The organism is Melioribacter sulfuriphilus (assembly GCF_051488685.1).
Lineage (GTDB): Bacteria > Bacteroidota > Ignavibacteria > Ignavibacteriales > Melioribacteraceae > Melioribacter.
In genome coordinates, this window is record NZ_JBPSEH010000001.1 from 651029 (window position 1) to 672109 (window position 21081).

16 protein-coding genes are annotated in these 21081 nt (G+C 34.7%); 8 read left to right on the forward strand and 8 right to left on the reverse strand.

Annotation, left to right across the window (positions count from 1 at the left end; translation table 11 throughout):
• Positions 1-4: 4 nt before the first annotated feature.
• Positions 5-1969 (reverse strand): McrB family protein, encoded by a 1965-nt coding sequence (locus ACSSV9_RS02790; protein WP_437345695.1) that lies wholly within the window; start codon positions 1967-1969, stop codon positions 5-7.
• 612 nt (positions 1970-2581) lie between these two features.
• Entirely contained in the window at positions 2582-3415 is an 834-nt protein-coding gene (locus ACSSV9_RS02795; RefSeq protein WP_437345696.1) for a hypothetical protein, read from the reverse strand.
• A 114-nt stretch (positions 3416-3529) separates the two neighbouring features.
• Between ACSSV9_RS02795 and ACSSV9_RS02800 the strand changes: the two genes are divergently transcribed.
• The 8 genes from ACSSV9_RS02800 to ACSSV9_RS02835 all read left to right on the forward strand — a co-directional run bounded on the left by ACSSV9_RS02800 (position 3530) and on the right by ACSSV9_RS02835 (position 12183).
• On the forward strand, positions 3530-4393 hold the full coding sequence (locus ACSSV9_RS02800) for a helix-turn-helix transcriptional regulator (RefSeq protein ID WP_437345697.1): 864 nt from the start codon (positions 3530-3532) through the stop codon (positions 4391-4393).
• Positions 4394-5251: 858 nt separating this feature from the next.
• Positions 5252-6016 carry a DNA-methyltransferase gene (locus ACSSV9_RS02805; RefSeq protein ID WP_437345788.1) on the forward strand — a complete coding sequence of 255 codons (765 nt, stop codon included), beginning with the start codon at positions 5252-5254 and terminating at the stop codon, positions 6014-6016.
• Positions 6009-6590: an HNH endonuclease gene (locus ACSSV9_RS02810; RefSeq protein WP_437345698.1), complete on the forward strand. Its 582-nt coding sequence runs from the start codon at positions 6009-6011 to the stop codon at positions 6588-6590. Before ACSSV9_RS02805 ends, ACSSV9_RS02810 begins: the two co-directional genes overlap by 8 nt.
• A gap of 637 nt (positions 6591-7227) precedes the next feature.
• A complete protein-coding gene (gene nadB / locus ACSSV9_RS02815) occupies positions 7228-8793 on the forward strand; it encodes an L-aspartate oxidase (RefSeq protein WP_437345699.1) in 1566 nt (521 codons plus the stop codon).
• Between the two features lie 3 nt (positions 8794-8796).
• Positions 8797-9642 (forward strand): carboxylating nicotinate-nucleotide diphosphorylase, encoded by an 846-nt coding sequence (nadC, locus tag ACSSV9_RS02820; RefSeq protein WP_437345700.1) that lies wholly within the window; start codon positions 8797-8799, stop codon positions 9640-9642.
• An 11-nt stretch (positions 9643-9653) separates the two neighbouring features.
• A complete protein-coding gene (nadA, locus tag ACSSV9_RS02825; RefSeq protein ID WP_437345701.1) occupies positions 9654-10589 on the forward strand; it encodes a quinolinate synthase NadA in 936 nt (311 codons plus the stop codon).
• 7 nt (positions 10590-10596) lie between these two features.
• Positions 10597-11139 (forward strand): inosine/xanthosine triphosphatase, encoded by a 543-nt coding sequence (yjjX, locus tag ACSSV9_RS02830; RefSeq protein ID WP_437345702.1) that lies wholly within the window; start codon positions 10597-10599, stop codon positions 11137-11139.
• Between the two features lie 57 nt (positions 11140-11196).
• Positions 11197-12183, forward strand: coding sequence for an LA_2272 family surface repeat-containing protein (locus ACSSV9_RS02835; RefSeq protein ID WP_437345703.1), 987 nt, complete (start codon positions 11197-11199; stop codon positions 12181-12183).
• A gap of 52 nt (positions 12184-12235) precedes the next feature.
• Here the strand turns inward: ACSSV9_RS02835 and ACSSV9_RS02840 are convergent, their stop codons facing one another.
• The 6 genes from ACSSV9_RS02840 to ACSSV9_RS02865 form a co-directional block, all read right to left on the reverse strand.
• On the reverse strand, positions 12236-13579 hold the full coding sequence (locus tag ACSSV9_RS02840) for a uridine kinase family protein (RefSeq protein WP_437345704.1): 1344 nt from the start codon (positions 13577-13579) through the stop codon (positions 12236-12238).
• A 32-nt stretch (positions 13580-13611) separates the two neighbouring features.
• Positions 13612-14250 (reverse strand): SagB/ThcOx family dehydrogenase, encoded by a 639-nt coding sequence (locus tag ACSSV9_RS02845; protein ID WP_437345705.1) that lies wholly within the window; start codon positions 14248-14250, stop codon positions 13612-13614.
• Positions 14251-14328: 78 nt separating this feature from the next.
• Positions 14329-15324 (reverse strand): aldose 1-epimerase, encoded by a 996-nt coding sequence (locus ACSSV9_RS02850; RefSeq protein WP_437345706.1) that lies wholly within the window; start codon positions 15322-15324, stop codon positions 14329-14331.
• Positions 15325-15339: 15 nt separating this feature from the next.
• Complete coding sequence (locus tag ACSSV9_RS02855) at positions 15340-17910, reverse strand: glycoside hydrolase 5 family protein (RefSeq protein WP_437345707.1); 2571 nt, start codon at positions 17908-17910, stop codon at positions 15340-15342.
• Entirely contained in the window at positions 17879-19177 is a 1299-nt protein-coding gene (locus ACSSV9_RS02860; protein WP_437345708.1) for a T9SS type A sorting domain-containing protein, read from the reverse strand. Before ACSSV9_RS02860 ends, ACSSV9_RS02855 begins: the two co-directional genes overlap by 32 nt.
• 101 nt (positions 19178-19278) lie before the next feature.
• The gene (locus tag ACSSV9_RS02865; protein ID WP_437345709.1) at positions 19279-20982 is read right to left on the reverse strand and encodes a T9SS type A sorting domain-containing protein; all 1704 of its coding nucleotides are present in this window, start codon (positions 20980-20982) and stop codon (positions 19279-19281) included.
• Positions 20983-21081: the final 99 nt, after the last annotated feature.

The following is a 21081-nucleotide window of genomic DNA, read 5'->3' on the forward strand; positions in this document are numbered from 1 at the left end:
AGTTCTAAATGGAATTATGGTTCATTAATTCTTCAATTGCTTCGTAAAAGTTATCTCTGTTTTTTTGAATTTTATACAATTTACGTTCATTGTAATCTTCTAATTCAGGATAGTCAAAAGATGCAAAGTTAATTTGATCGTCTTTATTCTCAATAAAACCTTTACCTAATACAAGACCAATTTTTCCGTAATCATTGTAAAAATATTCTTGTAGGAGCGGAATAATCCTATTGTAAAAAACATCTTTTAAATTTTCTTCAAGGTTTCCATCTTCGCTAAACATAAAGTAAGAATGTCCAATCCTATGGTCTTTGTCCAAAAGTTTCTCAATGCGAGCATTGATTGTCTTTAGAATATCTCCTATTCTATATTGACCATATATTTGATCAAGTTCTTTAGGACCTTCATATAGCGGTTCAATCTCTTCGAATACAAATCTTCTTCTTAAGGCAGTATCCATAGCTTCTACACTACGGTCTGCAGTGTTCATAGTACCGATTATATACAAATTTGCGGGTACCGAAAAAATCTTCTTGCTATAAGGCAATACAACGCTCAAAGCTTCATTGTTACCCAAGCGTTTATCCTCTTCAATTAAGGTGATTAATTCCCCAAATATTTGCGCAATATTTCCTCGATTGATTTCGTCTATGATTAAAACAACTCGTTCAGCTTCGTGCGATTTTTCTTTGACAGCTTGGTTATACTTTCCTTCATTGAACTCTGTTAATATCTTTTCGAATATATCGTTGGTTATTTCTATAAAATTATCTTTGTTTTTCTTCTTGTTTGATTTACCTATCTTCTTTTTTAAATGGCAGTAATATGCAGCAATGGCACACGCTTGTTTAAAGACCCCATCTTTAATTTCATACTTTACGCTCCCCTCATTTTCAGCTCTATCTGTTTTAGATTTTTCCTTGTCAATCTTCGGAGATGCATGTAAGTCAGATAACTTTGGTTTTATTCCCTCGATAAAATCTTCATAAGTCATGCTCTGGTGAAATGTAGTAAAAAATATTTGTCTATTTTTTAAGCGTCTATCAAACTCTTCTTTATCTTCTTTGCTTCTACTTTCATAAAATTTATTATTTATAATTGACAATGCTCTACTTACAGTCTCATAAGTTTTTCCTGTACCCGGAGGACCGTATAATATTAGATTCAGTGGTAACCTTTTTTGGTTATTATTTTCACTATTAATATACGAATTACTTTCTTCTTGAAGTTGACCATTTTCCTCATCATTCACAAGAACTTGCCATATAATGTCCTGTGCAAGAAGTTTGTAGTCTTTTTCTTCAAATGTCGTTATTTGAACTTTTTCACTGACCATATTTATTAAGTCCTTGTCATGCTTAATAAAATTCTCTATTAAAAAATCAATTATATTCAGATACGAGGAATATTTCTTACCTACTTTTTCTTTATTATCAACCCCCATATATAACAAGATCGCTTGATAAAGTTGATCCCGATAAAAAGTGTATTTTGAGGGATTATGTAATGTTAGTAAGAAAGCAATTGTCGATTCATCATGTTCTCTTAAATTTTTGTCATTAGCTTTTAACTTTTCGAGATCTTCTTTAAATTTCTCCAACCTTTGACCCAAATCCATAGACTCATTAAATAGATTATCCAATAGATGCATATAATCTCCTGGATATTTTTTTAAATTATCAATTATACTATTTTTATTTCTCCAGTAAATTAAGTTAGAAGATTTTTTAATAATCTTATTCATATCATCTTGAAAATTTTTTAAATTATCTGTTCTTGGTAATCCTTCATAATTTCTAACCAATTTCCACTTATAAGCTTCACCTTTCAAAGAATCTTTTTCATTTATTATTGTTTTATATTTTTCAATTAGCTTATCAATAGAATTCAAGAGATTGCCGTAATCATGAACTGCGTTCAACCAAGGATAACTTTGTTTTAATTCTGTTGTTAATTCATTTTGTCTCATTTTACACCCTTCTTAAATTTATTTATTATTGATATTAAAAATCATTTTAACTTATTATTTATTTACAAAATTAAGACATCTTTAGTTAGCTGATTATTTATTTCATAAGCATATAAATTTAATAATAAACTTACTGAATAATCTGCAATCTAAATAATTTTGAAATATATTAAAAGCATTTTTATATGTTAATTAAGCTTAAAAAAACAGAGATTTTTTAGTAGCTAATTTGGAATTCTAACACCTTCAAAAGAAACTCATTGCAATATATTTTAATTAAAAATTTATAATAAGCAAATCAATAATTATAAACAAATAATGATAATTTTATAAAGTAATTATACAATTAATTATTTATGAAATTAGACAAAAATAATTTTATTATCACCAATAAATAATAATGAATAAACTTATAATTATACATAATAAAAGAGAATATTTAAAAAAGTGAAACTATAAAGTTATTCTCTTGGCTCACTATTCATTTAATTAGTACTCTCATTCTTTATATTTTCAAATAGAAATTAAGATCGATCAAAAAACTTGGAAAAACTGAAAATAATATTGCATTCATTATGCATTGTTTATTTCAAATATAAACTAAATTAACTTTTACTCATTTATACAATCACCAATTATGCAGACGACTTTGTTATAGCGAGTAACACAAAAATAATTGAGTCGAGGTAATAATTCTTTTAGACTCCCGATTTTACTATCTTGATAATAAACATTTACTTGGGGATTATCTTTAAGGAATCCAAATATCCCGGCATCTATGCAAACAATCATTCTTTCTTTGTCAGACAATCCTGCTATTAAACTGCTATTTGGCATATTGAAATAAATCGTTAACGATCCATCCTCCTGCCGCTCGAACTTTGTTGTTCCGAACAAAGGTAATTCTTTATTTGTAAAGGCATTATCTTCTATGTTGAGAATTATATTTTCTTTCACTTCCTTATACATATCGATTACATCAAATAGCTGTTCGTGCGTAATTTCGAACATTCCTACCGCCTCACCTTGAAAAAATTCGTTAAGCAATACATAGCCATTTGGATTTTCTATATTTATTTGGTCTACAAATTCACCTTTTATTCGTCTCTCATACTCAATTTTTTGATATATTTGATTCATCTTTTGTATTTCAGAGTCAATTTCATCTTCTAAACCATCGAATCTTTCGTTTAAAATTTCCAAGACTGTCTTACCTATCTTAAGCAATAAAAAATCCTCTAATGACATTTTGCCTTCTAAAGATTGTTCGATTAACATGAGAGTATTAATTACTAAATTATACGCATTATCTAAATTTACTTTCTCTTCAACTATGTTCTCTTTTTCTAACATTTCTATGTTTTTTCGAATTTCCCTCAATAAATCTGGTTTTGTGTATTGTTGACAAAACGTCTGTATGATATTTACTATTTCGCTTAAATGCATTAGACACCTCCGTTTTATAATATTCAAAAGTAATTTTTAACATTGAAATTAGAGTATCATTGAATGATATTTTTTTAAAAAAGTCTTAATTTATATTAAAAAGTATATCTACTTATGGAAAATTTGAGTCTCAAGATCAAACGCCAGATAGAAATTCTAAGTTTAGTTTTAGAGTCGCCAAATAAGTATAATGTTTACGATTTGAGTGAGCTATTTAATGTAAGTGATATTACGATTAAACGCGATTTACGGGAATTACGTTCTATAGGAGTCGATATCCATTCAAATTCCCAAAAAGGTATTTCTATTACGTCTTTATTAAGAGATGACTTAATTAGATTTTTCATTATTCAGTATTTCGGAGTGGCTTTATCTAATAGATACATAGACGGGGCTACAAATTTACTGGTAGCCAGACAGGGTATTAAAGCTCTTATAACTATGACATCATTGCAAAAGGCAATTGAACAAAATAGGAAAATACGTATTGAATATGAAAGACGAGCAGGTAAGCCAACAAAAAAAATGATTGTTGAACCGTATTGTATTTTTCAGAGAGATAAACAATGGAGACTTTTAGGGAAAAACGAAGAGACGGTAAAACAATTCATACTTAGTAATATACTTGATATTGAAATTTCTGATGAACAAATCAATCCTTATGACCTTGAGGAACTAAATGAGATGTTTGCAACTTCATTTAAGAGTTGGTTGAGCAAAGATAAAATTAAAGTCAAGATCAAGTTTTCACCACTATGGAAAGAACGAATATTATCGAGACGTTTAATGGAGTATCAAAAAATTGAATACAATTCAGACGGTTCGATTATTTTCGAGACAATAGTTAATTCTTTGGGAGAGATAGCTAGCTGGATTGTCTCTAGGGGTAAAGGTATCGAAGTGATAGAACCATGCGAGTTAAGAAACATAGTTATTCAACTGGCGCAGGAAGCCTTAAGTAATTATAACATTAAATAATTTTGGGATGTTTTATGACAAACGGTCAACTTTCATGTGAATATAAAATACACTACTATTTATTAAGCCGCATTTTGTTGTTTTAGTTTTATCTCGGTTTTAATGCTGTTCTTAATAGGAGTAGTTTTGAAATTTAAAAGCTGCCGCAATTCCAGAGGAATTTTTATTTACTGATTAACCTATCATTTTATTCTTCTTAAATTACCAGGTATTCTTGAGTTTGAATTTTTAGTCAGGTTTGTAATTGTAAACATTTAATATCCAAGTCAACATCATTCCTCATTAATGATTTTTATACGATTTGGAGCTTCACTACTATTTTCCGTTCTAAAATCATAGGAATTTTTTATCCTTCCTACCTAAGAGTTTTATTTCTTATCATTTTTTGCCAATCAAACATTATTATAAGTGATTTAAATTTCTTATCCTAAATTTCAATAAAGAAATAAATTTCACTCATTTGAAAAATTGTATTTTGTTTTTTAAATACTAAAGCAAAGCAAAAAAATTATATTTATTGCATGTAATGCATACAAAATAAGTAGAATAATAGTGGCATATTAGCGACTCATTTTTTGCTGTGAAATTGTGTTTTTGAAATTGTATTTTAGTTATAGTTTCTTTTTATAATTGTTCACCATCATTTTAGGGACAATATAAGACTTTTTACGAGTTACATTAACTAAGCTAAAACTTACAATTAAATATATTGCATCATTGTTTGAATCCTCTTAATATTAATTGGCGACGGAATATTAACAGGATAGCAAGGAAGGTATCTCAGGTAAGATATAATTACGAGAAGGAGTAACTTAATTGGAAAAATCAAATGTATTTTACTCGAGCGATAAAATTGTCATGATCAATGATGATATTTTGACAACAAGCACAATTAGTCCCAATAGCATAGACTTAATTGTTACTTCACCACCTTACAATGTTGATATTCAATACAATTCTCATAGAGATAATACTTCATATCCTGAATACTTGGAATTCACACGTGCTTGGTTAACAAGATGTTTAGCATTTTTAAAAGACGATGGGCGCTTTTGCTTGAACATTCCATTGGATAAAAACAAGGGAGGGCAACAAAGCGTAGGAGCTGATATTACAACCATTGCTAAACAAATAGGCTTTCAATATCACTCTACAATTGTATGGAACGAAGGTAATATCTCACGACGAACTGCATGGGGATCCTGGATGAGTGCTACTGCCCCATTCGTTATTGCCCCCGTTGAGCTTATAGTAGTGCTATATAAGAAAAACTGGCGTAAAACAAGCGGGAGTAAAAAATCAGATATTACCAAATCTGAATTTATGAACTGGACTAATGGTGTTTGGACTTTTAGTGGCGAAAGCAAGAAAAAGATAGGACATCCAGCACCATTTCCTATTGAATTACCTCGACGTTGTATAAAACTTTTTAGTTTTATTGGAGATACTGTTTTAGACCCATTTGCTGGCAGTGGTACAACTCTGATAGCTGCTGCTATGCTGAACAGAATTGGAATAGGTATAGAAATTGATTCGCGTTATTGTGAATTAGCTAAAAAGCGGATTCTATCTGCACCAGAACTTATACAGCAGAGATTACCTCTGGGGGAGGAACGTGCCTAATAAAACTGTCAGTGAACTTATTATGGAGTATTTTTATGCTCACCCAAATGAGGACCTTGAACATGGGCCTGTTGTAGATTGGGTCACTGAACAATGGTTAAAATCGCATCGCACTCCACCACGTGATCCGTGGCGTGCTATACGAGCATTACATCAAAAAGGTTTTCTAATCAAAGTAAAGAAGGGTATTTACAGGTACGACCCCACTGCAGTTAGTGTGCGTGAGTTGGAAGACTTCACACCGGAACAAAAGGAAGAAATTTTTAGACGAGACAATTATCGTTGTGTGATATGTGGGCGTGGTAGACATAACGGCTTTGAAATCCATGCAGATCATATCATACCTAAAGACTTGGGCGGTAAAGCCGAATTGACCAATGGCCAGACCCTTTGTTCAATTCATAACTATAGGAAGAAAAATTATAAACAGACGGAAACTGGTAAAAAGATGTTTATCCATTTATATGAGTTGGCAAAATTGTTGAAAGATACAAAAACTATCCGTTTCTGTGAAGAGATCCTTGAGACATTCGAAAAACACCACATTAACGACCATATTGAGTGGAAACGATAAAGTTAGTCCTATAAAACCTCTCTTTGCGAAAAATTCAAACTCTCTGCATTTAATTTTAGGTAAATATTTATAGCGCCTTTTAACCCTAAACGTGTAAACAATTTAATATGGTGAAACATCAAAAGAATTACAAATACTTTTAGGGTTATTATTCAGTAAAAGTAAAACTCAATTCAAAACTTTGACACTATTACTTATTAAGCCGCATTTTGTTGTTTTAGTTTTATCTCATTTTAATGCTGTTCTTAATAGGAGTAGTTTTGAAATTTAAAAGCTGCCGCAATTCCAGAGGAATTTTTATTTACTGATTAACCTATCATTTTATTCTTCTTAAATCACCAGGTATTATTGAGTTTGAGTTTTTAGTCAGGTTTGATATTGTGTATATTGAATTCTATTAACAATAACTAAAATAACTCTATCTCTATTTTATACTAATTGTTTTATGCTTCTTAGCAGATTTTCTGACGCAATTTATTTATTTTTCATCCTCGAGATTACTTTCTCTCAAATTTTTTTGTTAATCAAATTTGACTATTAGAGTCGTGTGTCAATTATTTTCCCTGATTTCAACTAAAAATGAATTGACACATCCATTATAACCTGATTAGAATCTTGTATATAAAATTTATATAAAATGAAGAATAAATACGATTTCATTGTTGTCGGTGCAGGGCTTGCCGGTATTTACTCTGCATTAAAAGCTTCCGAATATGGCACTGTTGCACTTTTGACAAAAACTACAATCGAAATAAGCAACTCTTATCTTGCACAGGGAGGTATTGCCGCTGCTTTAAATGACGACGATTCGCCACAACTTCATATTGAAGATACTTTAAAAGCTGGTGCGGGACTTTGTAATGTTGAAGCAGTTGAGATACTCGTTAACGAAGGGATTGACTGCTTAAAAGAACTAATTTCGATGGGAATGAAATTCGACACAGAAAATGGTAAGCTTAGCTTTGGATTGGAAGGTGGTCATTCACGCAAGAGAATACTCCATGCAGGCGGCGACGCAACTGGAAAAGAAATTGTTAATTTCATTCTCAAATTCATTTATAACAACAATAATATTACAATTTTCGAAAACACACTTGTTTTCAAACTCGATGTTGTTGACAACGAATGCCATGGAGTTTATGTCTATAATCATAATGAGAAAAAAAGTTTTTATTTGAGTGGTAAATCGGTAATACTTGCAACCGGAGGATTTTCTGCTGTCTATTCGTTTTCTACAAATCCTCATACCTCAACTGGCGAAGGTATCAATCTGGCATACGATGCTGGTGCAGAAATCGAAAGTATCGAATTTATACAATTTCATCCCACTTCTTTTTATACAGGCAGCGAAGAAACATTCTTAATCAGCGAAGCCGTAAGAGGAGAAGGCGCTTATATTGTAAATCACGAAGGACTCCGTTTTTTACAGGACCTCGACAAATCGGAACTTTCAACTAGAGATATCGTTTCAGAAGCTATTTATGAAGAATTAAAACGTACGAAAAGAAAAAACGTCTTTTTATTGATGAATCACCTCGATGCCGATAAAATCAAAAATCGATTTTCGCACATTTACAACGAAGCTTTGAAATACGGCGTCGACATAACGAAAGACCCCGTTCCGATAGCTCCTGCTGCCCATTATACTGTTGGCGGAATAAAAACTGACATCAACGGTAGGACGAATATAAGTCGTCTTTATGCTGTTGGCGAAACGGCTTCTACAGGTGTACACGGAGCTAATCGGCTTGCCAGCAATTCACTTCTTGAATGCCTTGTATTCGGTAAACGTGTGGTTGATTACGCCGTTAAAAACGACAAAGATTTAAAAGATTATTCCAAACCTGAAGTTATCGATTTCAACGTTGATGAAAACCTAGCCGAGTTATTCATCGATATTAAAAATAAAATTGCCGAATTATTGTGGAATAATGCCGGAATACTTAGATCCAAAGCAATTTTAAATTCTGCATTAAAAGAAATTACAAAACTTAGTAACGAATTCATAAATTATCGAAATGAATATTACAGTAGCCGAATAAATGGATTACTAAACTTGGCTGGCATGATTATCAAGTCGGCATTAATTAGAGAAGAAAGTCGCGGATGCCATCGACGGTCCGACTTTCCATATCCGAACGAAAAATTCAATGCAACTATTGTCCACAAAAAAGAAACCTCGCCAGAATTCAGGAAACTTTAAGAGATGAAAAAATTGGACAGAAAGATTGTCAGTCGTATTATTCAGAACGCTCTCAGAGAGGACATCGGAAAAGAAGACGTAACTACAAATGCATTAGTACCACGCATGCAAAAAGGTGTGGCAGTAATCTATGCAAAGGAAGCCGGAATAATTGCCGGTTTATCAATTGCAAAAGAAGTCTTCAATAAACTTGACCCAAATTCAAAATGGAAAAATTTTGTCGTCGAAGGGGAAGCTGTAAAAAAAGGTCAAAAAATTGCAGAGGTTACCGGCAATTTGCGCGCATTGCTTTCGGGTGAAAGAACTGCTCTGAATTTTCTTCAAAGAATTTCTGGAATTGCTTCCATTACCCGTAAATTTATCGATACTATTGCCAGTACAAACGTAACGATACTCGATACTCGTAAAACTGCTCCAGGCTTGAGAATTCTCGACAAATATGGAGTACAGGCTGGCGGAGGAACAAATCATCGCTTCGGACTTTATGATATGGTGTTAATTAAAGACAATCATATTGAAGCTGCTGGTGGAATTAAAAATGCTGTTAGTAGAGTTCGAGAAAAATACGGAAGAAAATATAAAGTGGAAGTTGAAACGAAAAACATAAAAGAAGTGAAAGAAGCCATAGAAGCTGGCGTCGATATTATAATGCTCGACAATATGACAATTTCACAAATGAAAAAAGCAATACGCTTGATAAACGGGAAGTGCAAAACCGAAGCTTCGGGCAATGTCGATTTGAAAAGGGTAAAAAAAATTGCGTCGATCGGTGTTGATTATATTTCTATCGGTTCACTCACTCATTCTGTTAAGGCAATGGACCTCAGCATGAAAATATCAAACAAATAACAGGATCGAAAATGCACGACTTAATAAATGAAATCCATAAATTGAAAAAAGAAAAAAATGCTGTAATACTCGCTCACAATTATCAAATACCCGAGATACAGGACATAGCCGATTTTGTAGGCGACTCTCTCGGATTATCGCAGCAGGCGGCAAAAACCAATGCAGACATAATTGTATTTTGCGGGGTTCATTTCATGGCAGAAACTGCTTCGATAATTTCTCCCAATAAAAAAGTATTGATCCCCGATTTAGAAGCTGGTTGCTCGCTGGCTTCGACAATCGACGCTGAACAATTGAGAGCCTGGAAGAAAGAGCACCCTGACTCAGTGGTTGTTTCTTATGTTAATACAACAGCGGAAGTAAAAGCTGAAAGCGATTACTGTGTGACTTCTTCAAATGCCGTTAAAGTTGTCGAGTCGATACCGAAGGAGAAGAAAATTCTTTTTCTACCCGATCGTTTTCTGGGCATGTATGTTAGCACTGTAACCGGTAGAAAAATGGAAATATGGAACGGAGCCTGTCATGTACACGAAAAAATTGGTGATCTAAATTTCGACGACGCGCGCGCCAGGCATCCTAATGCAGAATTTTTGATTCACCCCGAATGCGGCTGTTCTACATCCTGTATGTTGAAATCCCAGCTCTATTTCGATTGTAAAAATATTCATATCTTTTCTACCGAAGGTATGATCAATTACGTAAAAGAATCCGACGCCGATGAATTCGTAATAGCAACTGAAGTCGGCATTCTCCACCGATTGAAAAAAATTAAGCCGCAATCGAATTATTTCCCGATTAGCGACGAGTCTGTTTGCGAATATATGAAAATGATAACACTCGAAAAATTGTACGAATCGCTCCTACAAGAAAAATATGAGGTAAAGGTTCCCGAAGAGATTGCACGTAAAGCACGCATTCCAATCGATAGAATGCTTTCAATAGTTTAACTCGAAGATGAAAGTAGTAGTAGGCTCAAAAAATCCGGTTAAAATCGAGGCAACAAGGGAAGTCTTTTCGATTTACTTCGACAAACCGGACATTGAATCGCACGACGCGCCTTCGGAGGTAAATCCTCAGCCCTTAGGCGACGAAACCTTCCGCGGTGCCTACAACAGAGCTTTTCACCTCTATAAACTTTTTAACGATTCACCCCGCAAAGCAAATTTTTATGTGGGTATTGAAGGCGGGATTACAAAACTTTATGATAGATGGTTCGCATTTGGTTGTATGTGCATTATCGATTCAAACAAAAGATTTTCTTACGGACTGTCTCCCTTCTTCGAGCTGCCTGATTCAATTACTCAAAAACTTCTCGACGGTATTGAACTCGGCATAGTTATCGATGAGTTAACAAATCAGGAAAATACGAAACAGAAAGAAGGAGCAATTGGATTTTTCACTCGCGGCGTTATGAACAGAAAAGAATTATACGTCGAGGGGTTAAAAACAGCAATCATACCATTTCTGCACGAAAAACTTTATTTCAAATACGAGTAACCTTTCATACATCATACGAGTCTAAATAGCCACATAAAATTTTTTAAGTGAAGGATTATGAAAAAATCGTTTTTCTTTTTCATATTTATATCATTCATTGCTCTTTCTGCTCAGGAAGATAACGATACCATCTACTGCAAGCATGAAGCTATAAACATCGGTTTTAATGGAGGTGGAATTAGTTTTGGTAATTCAAAGGATTGGAACGGAATACGATTTAACACCTCCGATTGTAATTTAGGCAGAATTAATGGATTAAACATTACCTTCTGGAAACCTGGTGAAAGCATTACTGGAACAGTCAATGGCATTTCAATTGGCCTGGCTCCAGCTGCCTCCAAATTAAACGGAATTACATTTGGGCTTGCTGCCGCCGTTGCAGAAGAAGGAATGAAGGGTATTAATCTGGGTGGACTTGCAGTTGTATCAGACGATTTTATTGAAGGCATTAATCTGGGAGGACTTGCACTTGTTTCAAACGGAAGTATCAGTGGAATTAATATTGGCGGGCTTGCTGCAGTGGCAAATGGGAAACTGAGTGGTTTGAATTTTGGTGGCCTCGCACTTGTTGCCCAGGATGAGATGATGGGATTAAACATTGGAGGATTGGCACTTGTATCACAAAAATCAATTAAAGGAATTTCACTATCGGCGTTAGCTCTCGTTTCCCAGGAAAACATTTCAGGATTAAATTTTAGTGGTATTGCAATTGTAAGCCAGGGTTCGATCTACGGACTAAATCAATCTCTGCTTGCCATAGTAAGCAGCAACGACATAAAGGGAATTAATATCGTTGGATACAAGACTGAAGCAGAAAGTCTAACCGGTTTAAATCTTTCAGCTGGCTGGCTCGAAGTGAATGACCTTAAAGGCATTTCGATTGCATCCTATAACAAAGTTTACAATCGCCAGAATGGATTAACTATCGGCATTTTCAACATTGCAGAAAGTTTAAACGGCGTACAGATTGGTTTAATCAACATAGCAAAAAACAATTCGAACTGGACAAAAGTATTGCCCTTGATAAATATCCATTTCGACTAAGCGATTATAATAAAACTGTAAGCAATGCAAAATTTTATCTGCTTTGATCTGTTTAGTGATAATTGAGCGTACTTCCGCCAATAAATTCTCGTAGCACAGAATCGCCCGGAATTGGAGAATCATCTTCGACAGGTTCAATCGATTCGAGCATTTTTCTTACACGTGAAGCCCGCTCATAAGCATCTTCTCGTAAGGGATCGCCTTCATATTTCTTTTCCCACTCTCTAAATTTATCCAGAAGTTTGGGGCGATAAAGTGGTACCTCATAAGGCATTGAAGTATTGATGATATAATCAGCTGTGTTGCAATATGGTAAAATGTTTCTCTTTTCAGAAGAGCGAACGTAGTGCCAGTGTAGGAGAGTTTGTTCGGGATTGTATGCCCGGTGCACGGAATCCCTCAGCATTCTTCTGATCAACCTTAAATCCGTCCAGCGGATATACTTTCCGTCGGGCATTTTCATTTGTAGTAGCGGTTCGAGATACAATTTAAATTTCTGAGAAGCAGGAATTCCTTTTGCAAATTCCGGGTAGAGTCCGTGTAAACTATCTATTAAAAGCACTTCGTCTTTACCAATTTTAATTGGCGTTCTGTCGAGATATCGCTTTCCTTCCTTAAAATCATAATATGGAATTTTAACTTCCTCTCCTTCGGCTAGTTTAATTAAATGCTCGTTAATCAATTCAAGATCGAGCGCCTGAGGGGTTTCAAAATCGTAATCTCCGAATTCGTCTTTGGGATGTAATTCAAGATCAAAGAAATAATTGTCTACGATAAGCGGGACAAACTTCATTCCCATTTTGTTGAGACGTTGCTCGAGTTTAAGAGTGGTTGTTGTTTTTCCAGATGAAGAAGGACCGCTTACAAAAACCATTTTGAGTTCATTGCTTCTTTCCTTAATCATTTCTGCTGCTGTATCGAGCTGGGTCTCATATGCAGTTTCTGCCTCGTGTACTATATGAGGAAATTCTCCGTTGCGGATTCTTTCGTTTGCTGCTTCGACTGTATGAAGATTATGCGAAACTGCCCAGTCCAGTGAACGCCATACTTTAGCCCAGGGTATAAACTCGGAAGGTTTTGAAAAATGTTTGGAATCCGCACGCCTTCTCCTGGCTGCTTCTTCTCTGTACAAAATAAATTCCTTTGCAACTTTCGCGTGCCCATTTTCAATTAAAACTTTTTCGACTATATCCTGTATCTCTTCAACATGGGGTTTATAACCTTCTTCGAATTTTTCTTCCATTACTTTTACAACTTCTTTTGCAAGGAATTGAGCTCTTTCTTTATCCCTGCCACCGACGGCAACTGCAGCTCTATAAATTACATTTGCAATTCTATCAAAATTAAACGGAACAACAGCTCCACTTCTTTTTATTACATATTTGAATTTGCTCATTTAAAACCTCGCAACTTTTTAATGCAAAAATACTATTTCTTCGGATATCCTACCGTTTGCGCAAGAATAATTTTCTCCTCCGGTTTAAGTTTCAATAACGAACCCAATTTTTCCTTATCAATCAATCCTCTTACAACAACACTCAGTCCTTCAGAAGCACAAAAGAGATAAACATTCTGAGCAATAAAACCGCAATCGGCTAACGTAAAAATCAATTTCATTTCATCATCGTTGATACTTTTCATTTTCGAAAAATCCGATACGTAAACAAGATTTAGTGGGGCAACGGATACAAAATCCTGCTCTCCACAGTAATTCCGATAGTCTCCATTTAAGATTTTCTTTAAAGAATGATCTGTTGCATCATAAATAAATATTCCCTCCTTAATGAAAAGATAAATCGTATACTCCTGCCAATTCATTGCAGAAGGAGCAGTTCGTTTACCAGTTTCAGGTCTGTTAATGCCATAAGCTGCCCAGAGTAAATTTGAAATTTGTCGCATCGACAAAGAAAGAGTGTCGAAAGTCCTGTTCGATGCACGTTTATGCAAAGCTGTCATCAATGGCACCCCGCCCTCCATCTCTGGTGCGGACAGTTTAATAATGTCGTTTTCCTGTCCTTTCGTTAAACCCACAAAAAGAAACAAAAAAACCATAAACATACTTTTCATCTTATCTCCCATTTTTCTTACAAATATAACAGATGTATTGAAAGAGAAAAAGCAATGTTTATGGTTCAAAATTGAAAATTAAACTGTGGCTATACCGAATGAAACTTCGAATGATTCTTGCGGCTTCAGAATAATCAATCCTTCGCCGTTATTGAAAGCATTGATGTTAGAAGTCATCGGCTCGATGGCTATTGTTTTTCTGTCTGGAGGAGTATAAATAACCAGATAATTGTATTTATCTTTTCCCGATTCCTGCCAGATTTTAAGATGGAAGTTTTCTTTTTCGTTAAAAAGAAATGTATTAAACACACCCTTCTCAGGAACAATTGTAAAACAATTATCAAAAAAAGTATTACCAATTTTTTTCAGTGTTTTGAATTCGTCGTATCTCTTCTTCGATGAAGGCATTTTATTTTCATCTGTGATAATCATTTCGTAAGAATCAAACTGTAGTTTCAGATTATCGATATTTGTATTCAAATCAAAATAAGGATGCCAGCCGTCTGCAATGGGAATCTCAGTATCCGATAAATTAATTATCGAAGTTAAAGATGAATAGCCTTTCCCTTTTTCCAGTCGATGAATAATTCTGATGTCAAAATCGAAAGGGTAGCCCTCGTTTTCTTTTCTGTACTCGTAATCGAGGGCAATTTCTGCAAAGTTTTCGTCGCTTTTCATATCAACTACCTTAAACGGTTTATCGAATATCAATCCGTGCGAAGAATTACCTTCTTCAGGATAATTAATGGGAAGTTGGTATTCTCTTCCATTGAAAATATATTTGCCGCTCTTAACTCTGCCTGCATAGGGACACATTTTTGCATTGGTAAATAAATCGTCCCTGCTTTCGATTGAAAAAGGATTGTAACGGCGCAATACCTGATGAACTTTTTTGCCATTTGACAGATAAAGTTCGTGTAATCTGCCTCCCAATTCTGGGATAACAGAGAAGCCTTCACGGGTTGTGTCTTTAACAACCTTACAAACTGACAGTGAAGTTCCGTTATACCTTTCGGACGATAAGTTAGATTGAGGAATTTCTTCCCGATAGATACTAAAGTTACTTTTAATCATGACAATCTACCGCGTTTATTTTGTTAATAATATCTTTCCAATACTGAATTCAATTGTGCCGGTGGTGGTGGGTATATTTTCGATCTGAAGAAAAACCAAATTTCCGATGTTCTCTTTTAATGTCTTTGATGTGTTAATACTTTTTCTTTTGCGGGGTAGAAACTGTGGATACGAATTTGGCAAAAGTAAGGCTTCAGATAATTTAAAATCCTCAAGTCGTATTCTATATTCATTTTTAAGATTGTCTATCATTAAATCGTAAGAATAGACCGCACCGTCGTTCGTAAGTAAATTTACCTTTATCTTACTCTCTTCTGCGCTGTCGGTGTAACCGTGAAGTACAAGATAGTTATAACAGTTCGATTCATCGAGATAATAATCGATGTTGTTTTGAAAACCAAAAGCCATAGAAGAACTATCCGAGTAGCTTACATTTATCGTTAAGTAAGAAGAAGTAGTTCCCATTTTATAATCGAGTGTATATTTCATGTTTTTTGCAAAATGAGGGAACACCAGATCTTTTCGATCTCGCAGAGGGTCGTACAATATTGCATTGCATGAATCCGTAATATCGAGTCTCCAGAGACTTCCAGGATTAAAGTCCCAATCTTCGGGTGTAACTGTACCTCCTCCCGGGAAAACGTGCTTACCATCCTCGGTATTGATAACGATACAATATTCAAAAATTCCTGGACTGAAGAAATTATCTTTTAGTGACAGGCGATATTCGTAGGCAGAAATTTTTTGCAAATTAAATTTCTTAAATCCCCGCCATCCCAATCTACGCACATACAATTCGGTACTTACAACTTCTTTTTCCGAAGCAATAGTAAATTTGAATTCGTGTACTCCATCAGGAATTAAATCAGGCGTGGTGCGGTTATAAACATTTATTTTCTCTTTGCTGTAATCAGGCATATAGATATCCGAAAGGAAATTGCGGGCGTCAGATAAATAATCGAATACAACTCTTTCCGGCAGAGGATAACTCGACAATAAATAGACTCCCGGCTGAACGAGAAATGATTGGAAGCTATCGGGGAGAGTATAATTGCCTTCAAAGGAATAAAGCCTTGTAGTTTTTCCTAATTGGCCAAGGTTGAATTTAATCTTATGTTTTTTAAAATAGAGACGAGCTATTTCTCTTTTAAGACTGGTTTGTTCGAATGGGTCGTTAAGCCATACTGCATCGGGATAAATTTCGAGTTTCCATAGACCATTGTCAATTTTATCCAGGAAATAGGCTCCATTCCCTTCGTAATCAACCAAAGATGATTTACCAACTCCGGCGATATGTTTTAATTTTTCAGGTGCAATGGGATTAATATCGGTGTTGTTTGAATAAAAAAATGCTGTGTCGCAATTCATCAAAGCCAGGTCATTTTTTTGATCAATTAGAAAGACGTCGAATTTTTTATTCTCGGGATATCTACCGTATGATTTTTTGTGAGGCAACAGTTCAAAAGCTTTAGCCGCAATCATCATACCTATAGCTTTACTGGGTGTGTACAAAAGATTAATAAAATGCGTTTGATATTCTGTATTGCTCCAGGCAATCTGAGCGGGGTCATAACTGAATACTGTGGCAAATTGCATTCCGGCTTCTCTAAAGCTACGCGCCATGGCAAGATACATATACGAATAACCGATATCGGCAGCGTCAAATTCGTAGACCATCTTTGCTTTTCGATCGAAACCAGTGATTGTTTCTGATGGTATCTTGTATTCGTCAACATTAAAAAGATAATTTCCCTCCAACATTTTATTGTGTACAAGTCCAGTAGGATACCATTGGAAAGAAACCCCTTCGACTTTTGAATTCGATACTGCCTGTGCCTGAGTGTTGCTCCAGTTTTCGCTTATATTATAAAAAATTGGTTTGGCAAATCCTTCGCCTCTTAAAACCTCATACATTTCGTTGATATATTGTGTAACAACATCAGGATCCTCGGGATGATGTGGTTCGTTTATAATTTCGACTGCAATAATCGAAGGTTCGTCTTTATAAGAAATTCCGGTAAATCTGTTAACATGATTAATTACCTGTTTTAGGTAATTCTTTTGAGCAGTTCTTGCCACTGGATTTGTCAGTAGTTCTTGCTTCGTATAGATTTGCGAAAAGCCGGGAGTTTCCACATCTGGCATTGGCCATCTTGTGCCCCACCATGCTATTGGAGTAAGTATAATTTTGATACCATTTTCTTTTAGTTTCATCAACAGATAATCGAACAATTCAATATGTTCATTGTTCAAAAGATTCCCCTCTCGGTCAGAAATTTCCCGATCCCACATATGTATTCGATATGCCTTGACTCCTAAGCGAACGAGGTGTTTAACGTCGATCTCAATTGCTTTTTTTATATCGATGCCGAGGTTTTTCATAGCATTATAAGAAAACGCAAACGGTGCCGTATAGTTTACACCGAACAATCTTATTTCTGAATGACTTTCACTCCATCGCAACACACCGTTATTATCCACATAGACGCTGTTGTGCTGGGAGTAATAAGGATTACAGATTCCGATTGAGAAAAGAAAAATCAACAGGAATTTTTTATTTAAGCAGGATAATCTTTTTTGTTTCATAGTGTTTATCTGTTATCAACCTGCAGAAATAAATTCCACTGGGGATATTTTTTGCAGACCAGTTTATTTGATAACGACCCGGACTTTTGTGTGTGGCAATTAATTTTTCTACTTCTTTTCCAAGCAAATTATAAATAATTATGGAAGTATTAGATGGCTCAGGAATTTCATAAATAATAGTGGTACTGGAATTAAAAGGATTTGGATAAATATTTAACCCATAGTTATTGGGAATATTATCATTGTCAGATTCGACAGAGGTAACTTTTATCCCTAAAAATGCATCGAGAGCAACAGTAGGTGCTTTTGTAATTGGATCCCATGCTCCAAGTTTATAACCTCTCCAATTATAAGATTGGGGTTCCCAATAAAAAACACCTAATCCTCCAACAGACTTTGTTTTTTCAATTAAGTCAATAAGAAAATTATTCGCTTCAATTGGTTTATTATATAAATAACCAGTTTCTACAACCATAACTTTAGTATTATATCTCGAAATCATCTCTTTCATAGTTATTAGAGCTAAGCTATCATCTACAGCCCATGGCAAATTAGCCCAGTAAGGATATACCGACATCCCTATTATATCCCACTTTGCACCATTATTTTTCAGTCCATCAAACATCCATCTATATAAGTCAATTCTATGAGCATCAGAAAGATGGACAATAACTTGAATTGTAGTATCAATAGCCTTTACAGCATTATAGCCACTCTTAATAAAACCAGCAAAGTTACTCATATTTGTTGAAGCACGTCCCTCCTCCCAGAGCATCCCGTCGTTAGTTTCATTGCCGATCTGAACCCATTTGGGAATTACGCCAACAGACTTAAGTGTATCTAATACATCGTAGACATGGTTATAAACATCATTAAGCAATTCCTGATATGAATGTTTAGCCCATGCAGCTGGTTTTTTCTGGTTACCAGGATCGGCCCAGGTATCACTCATATGAAAATTAATCATTACGTCGAATCCCATTTTTTTTGCACGTTGTGCCATATAAGTCACATCACTCTTACTACAATACTTATTTGAAGGATTAACCCATACTCTGAATCGTAAAGCATTAATCCCCTTTTCTTTCAAAATCTGGAGGCAATCTTTTTGATTGCCCGAATTATCTCTGAATATATAGTGGTAAGCTTCCATTTCAGAAAGCCAGCCAACATCAGCACCGTTTGCAAATTGAGCTAATGCCTTTGAATATGAAATAAAAACAAGAAGTAAAAAAGATAACAGTCGCTGTAATTTTAATACTGACATTTCGTTTAATTATTTTTTATTAATTGGTTTTATAGATACCCGGCATTTAAATGCCGGGCTTCTATTTTCACAAAATGGTAAATCTTTTGTCGTTATTTTCCTTACTTAAGCAGCACCATTTTTTTTGTTAATGAATAATTATCAGAATTTAGTACATACATATAAACACCACTTGCCAAATCTTTAGCATTGAACAATACTTTATATGTACCAGGATTTTGTTCTTCATTAACTAAGGTGGTTACTTCCTGACCCAATAAATTGTACACTTTCAAAGTAATATAACTGCGTTTGGGAACCGAATAAATTATTTCGGTAGCAGGATTAAATGGATTGGGGAAATTTTGCTTAAGTTCAAAATTAGAAGGGACAACAGAAGATTGTTCTGATACACCCACTATTTCCGGGAACCAGTTAAGGTCACCAACGGGTTTACCATCATCTCCTACTACTGTACCAGAATATCTTAAATTTTCCGGTACTGGATATCCTTGCTTGTTATACCAATTCGTAGCAACATTTTCCCATGTTGGAGGATTGGAAAAAGGATTAACATAAGGACGCTGTCCTTGTGCAGTACCACCGTTTACCCAAACAATTTCAATAAATTCAGCCATCTTTGAACCTGCTTCTTGAACTAATGTTGGATCAAATCCTGGATCTACATTTAAGTTATCTGCAACATTTATATGTGGCCATTTTGTTTTATCTGTTAACATACCGGGTTGGGCATTAATAAAGTCTGGTGGTCGTAGAGGGTCACTTGCTCTAATTCCTGCATTTAGTTCATTCCATTTGTCAGTTATTACTTTTGGCCAGTAATATACATTGTTTGTGATTGTTATATGTCGATCTTCTTCTTTCATATTATAAGGTTCTGCAGCTAAAGAGCGCAAAGAATCGATTGGAATAACTGCTGAGCCCCAACTACCGGGTGTGTTATTATACCATGAAGTTGGATATGCTGCCGATGAAACGCTGTAAAAGATATTATTTTTTATCACTGCATTGTGCATTTGATATAAATCGAAGGCACCGCCCTGTGCGGTAAAAAATATCGTATTGTGCTGAAAATCTAGGTACTTGGCTCCATAGCCGGAAGAACCTAAAATATATCCACCCATAATGAAGAACGTATTATTATGAAATACTGCCGTGTCACAAGGATATGTACCCGGGTCTATCCATGCAAAACCTGGATTTTGAGGATTGTCATCCTGATTATTTCTGAACAAACAATTAGTAATATAAAAACTGTTGTGGTCTGTATTCCAGGTATCAAATAAATTAGGAGTTCCAGCACCTGAAATATTTTCTACTACGCACTGGTCAAAAATAAATACATTGTTATTACCAGTAGGGGCAACGAATCTTCCAGTAAAAGAAATCCCATCAGTTCTAGTACCCATAAAATAGAGCCCTTTTAATGATAACGTATCGTCTCCTTGAGGAGCAAAAAAGTAGCCTATCGATGAATTATCTTCAGCAATTGAGGGGGCGATTACAGGTGGATGTCCCGTTTTAGGATTAATTTTTCCAACAATAAAAACACTCCCTTTTACAGAGATAGGAGCAGTCATATAATAAACTGTATCGAGATCACCTGTTTGCTGAAGTAGATATACTCTATTGGGTTTTGCATAACCACCAGCAATTGTATCTCCATTAATAAAATTATTCAAGTTTCCTGGTGGTAATGCTGATACTCTTACTGTATCTTTTACTAAAGCAAAGGATGATTCGTTAAATGCTAGTGTAAAAGTAAACAGTAGTGCTATTATAATTTTAGAATAAAAATGTTTCATCTTCTACCTCCTTTAATTTTAATTTGTTACTACGCTATTTTTACTTTAAATATAGTTTATGAATTATAACTTATTATCAAATACTCCTCCTTTTTTAAT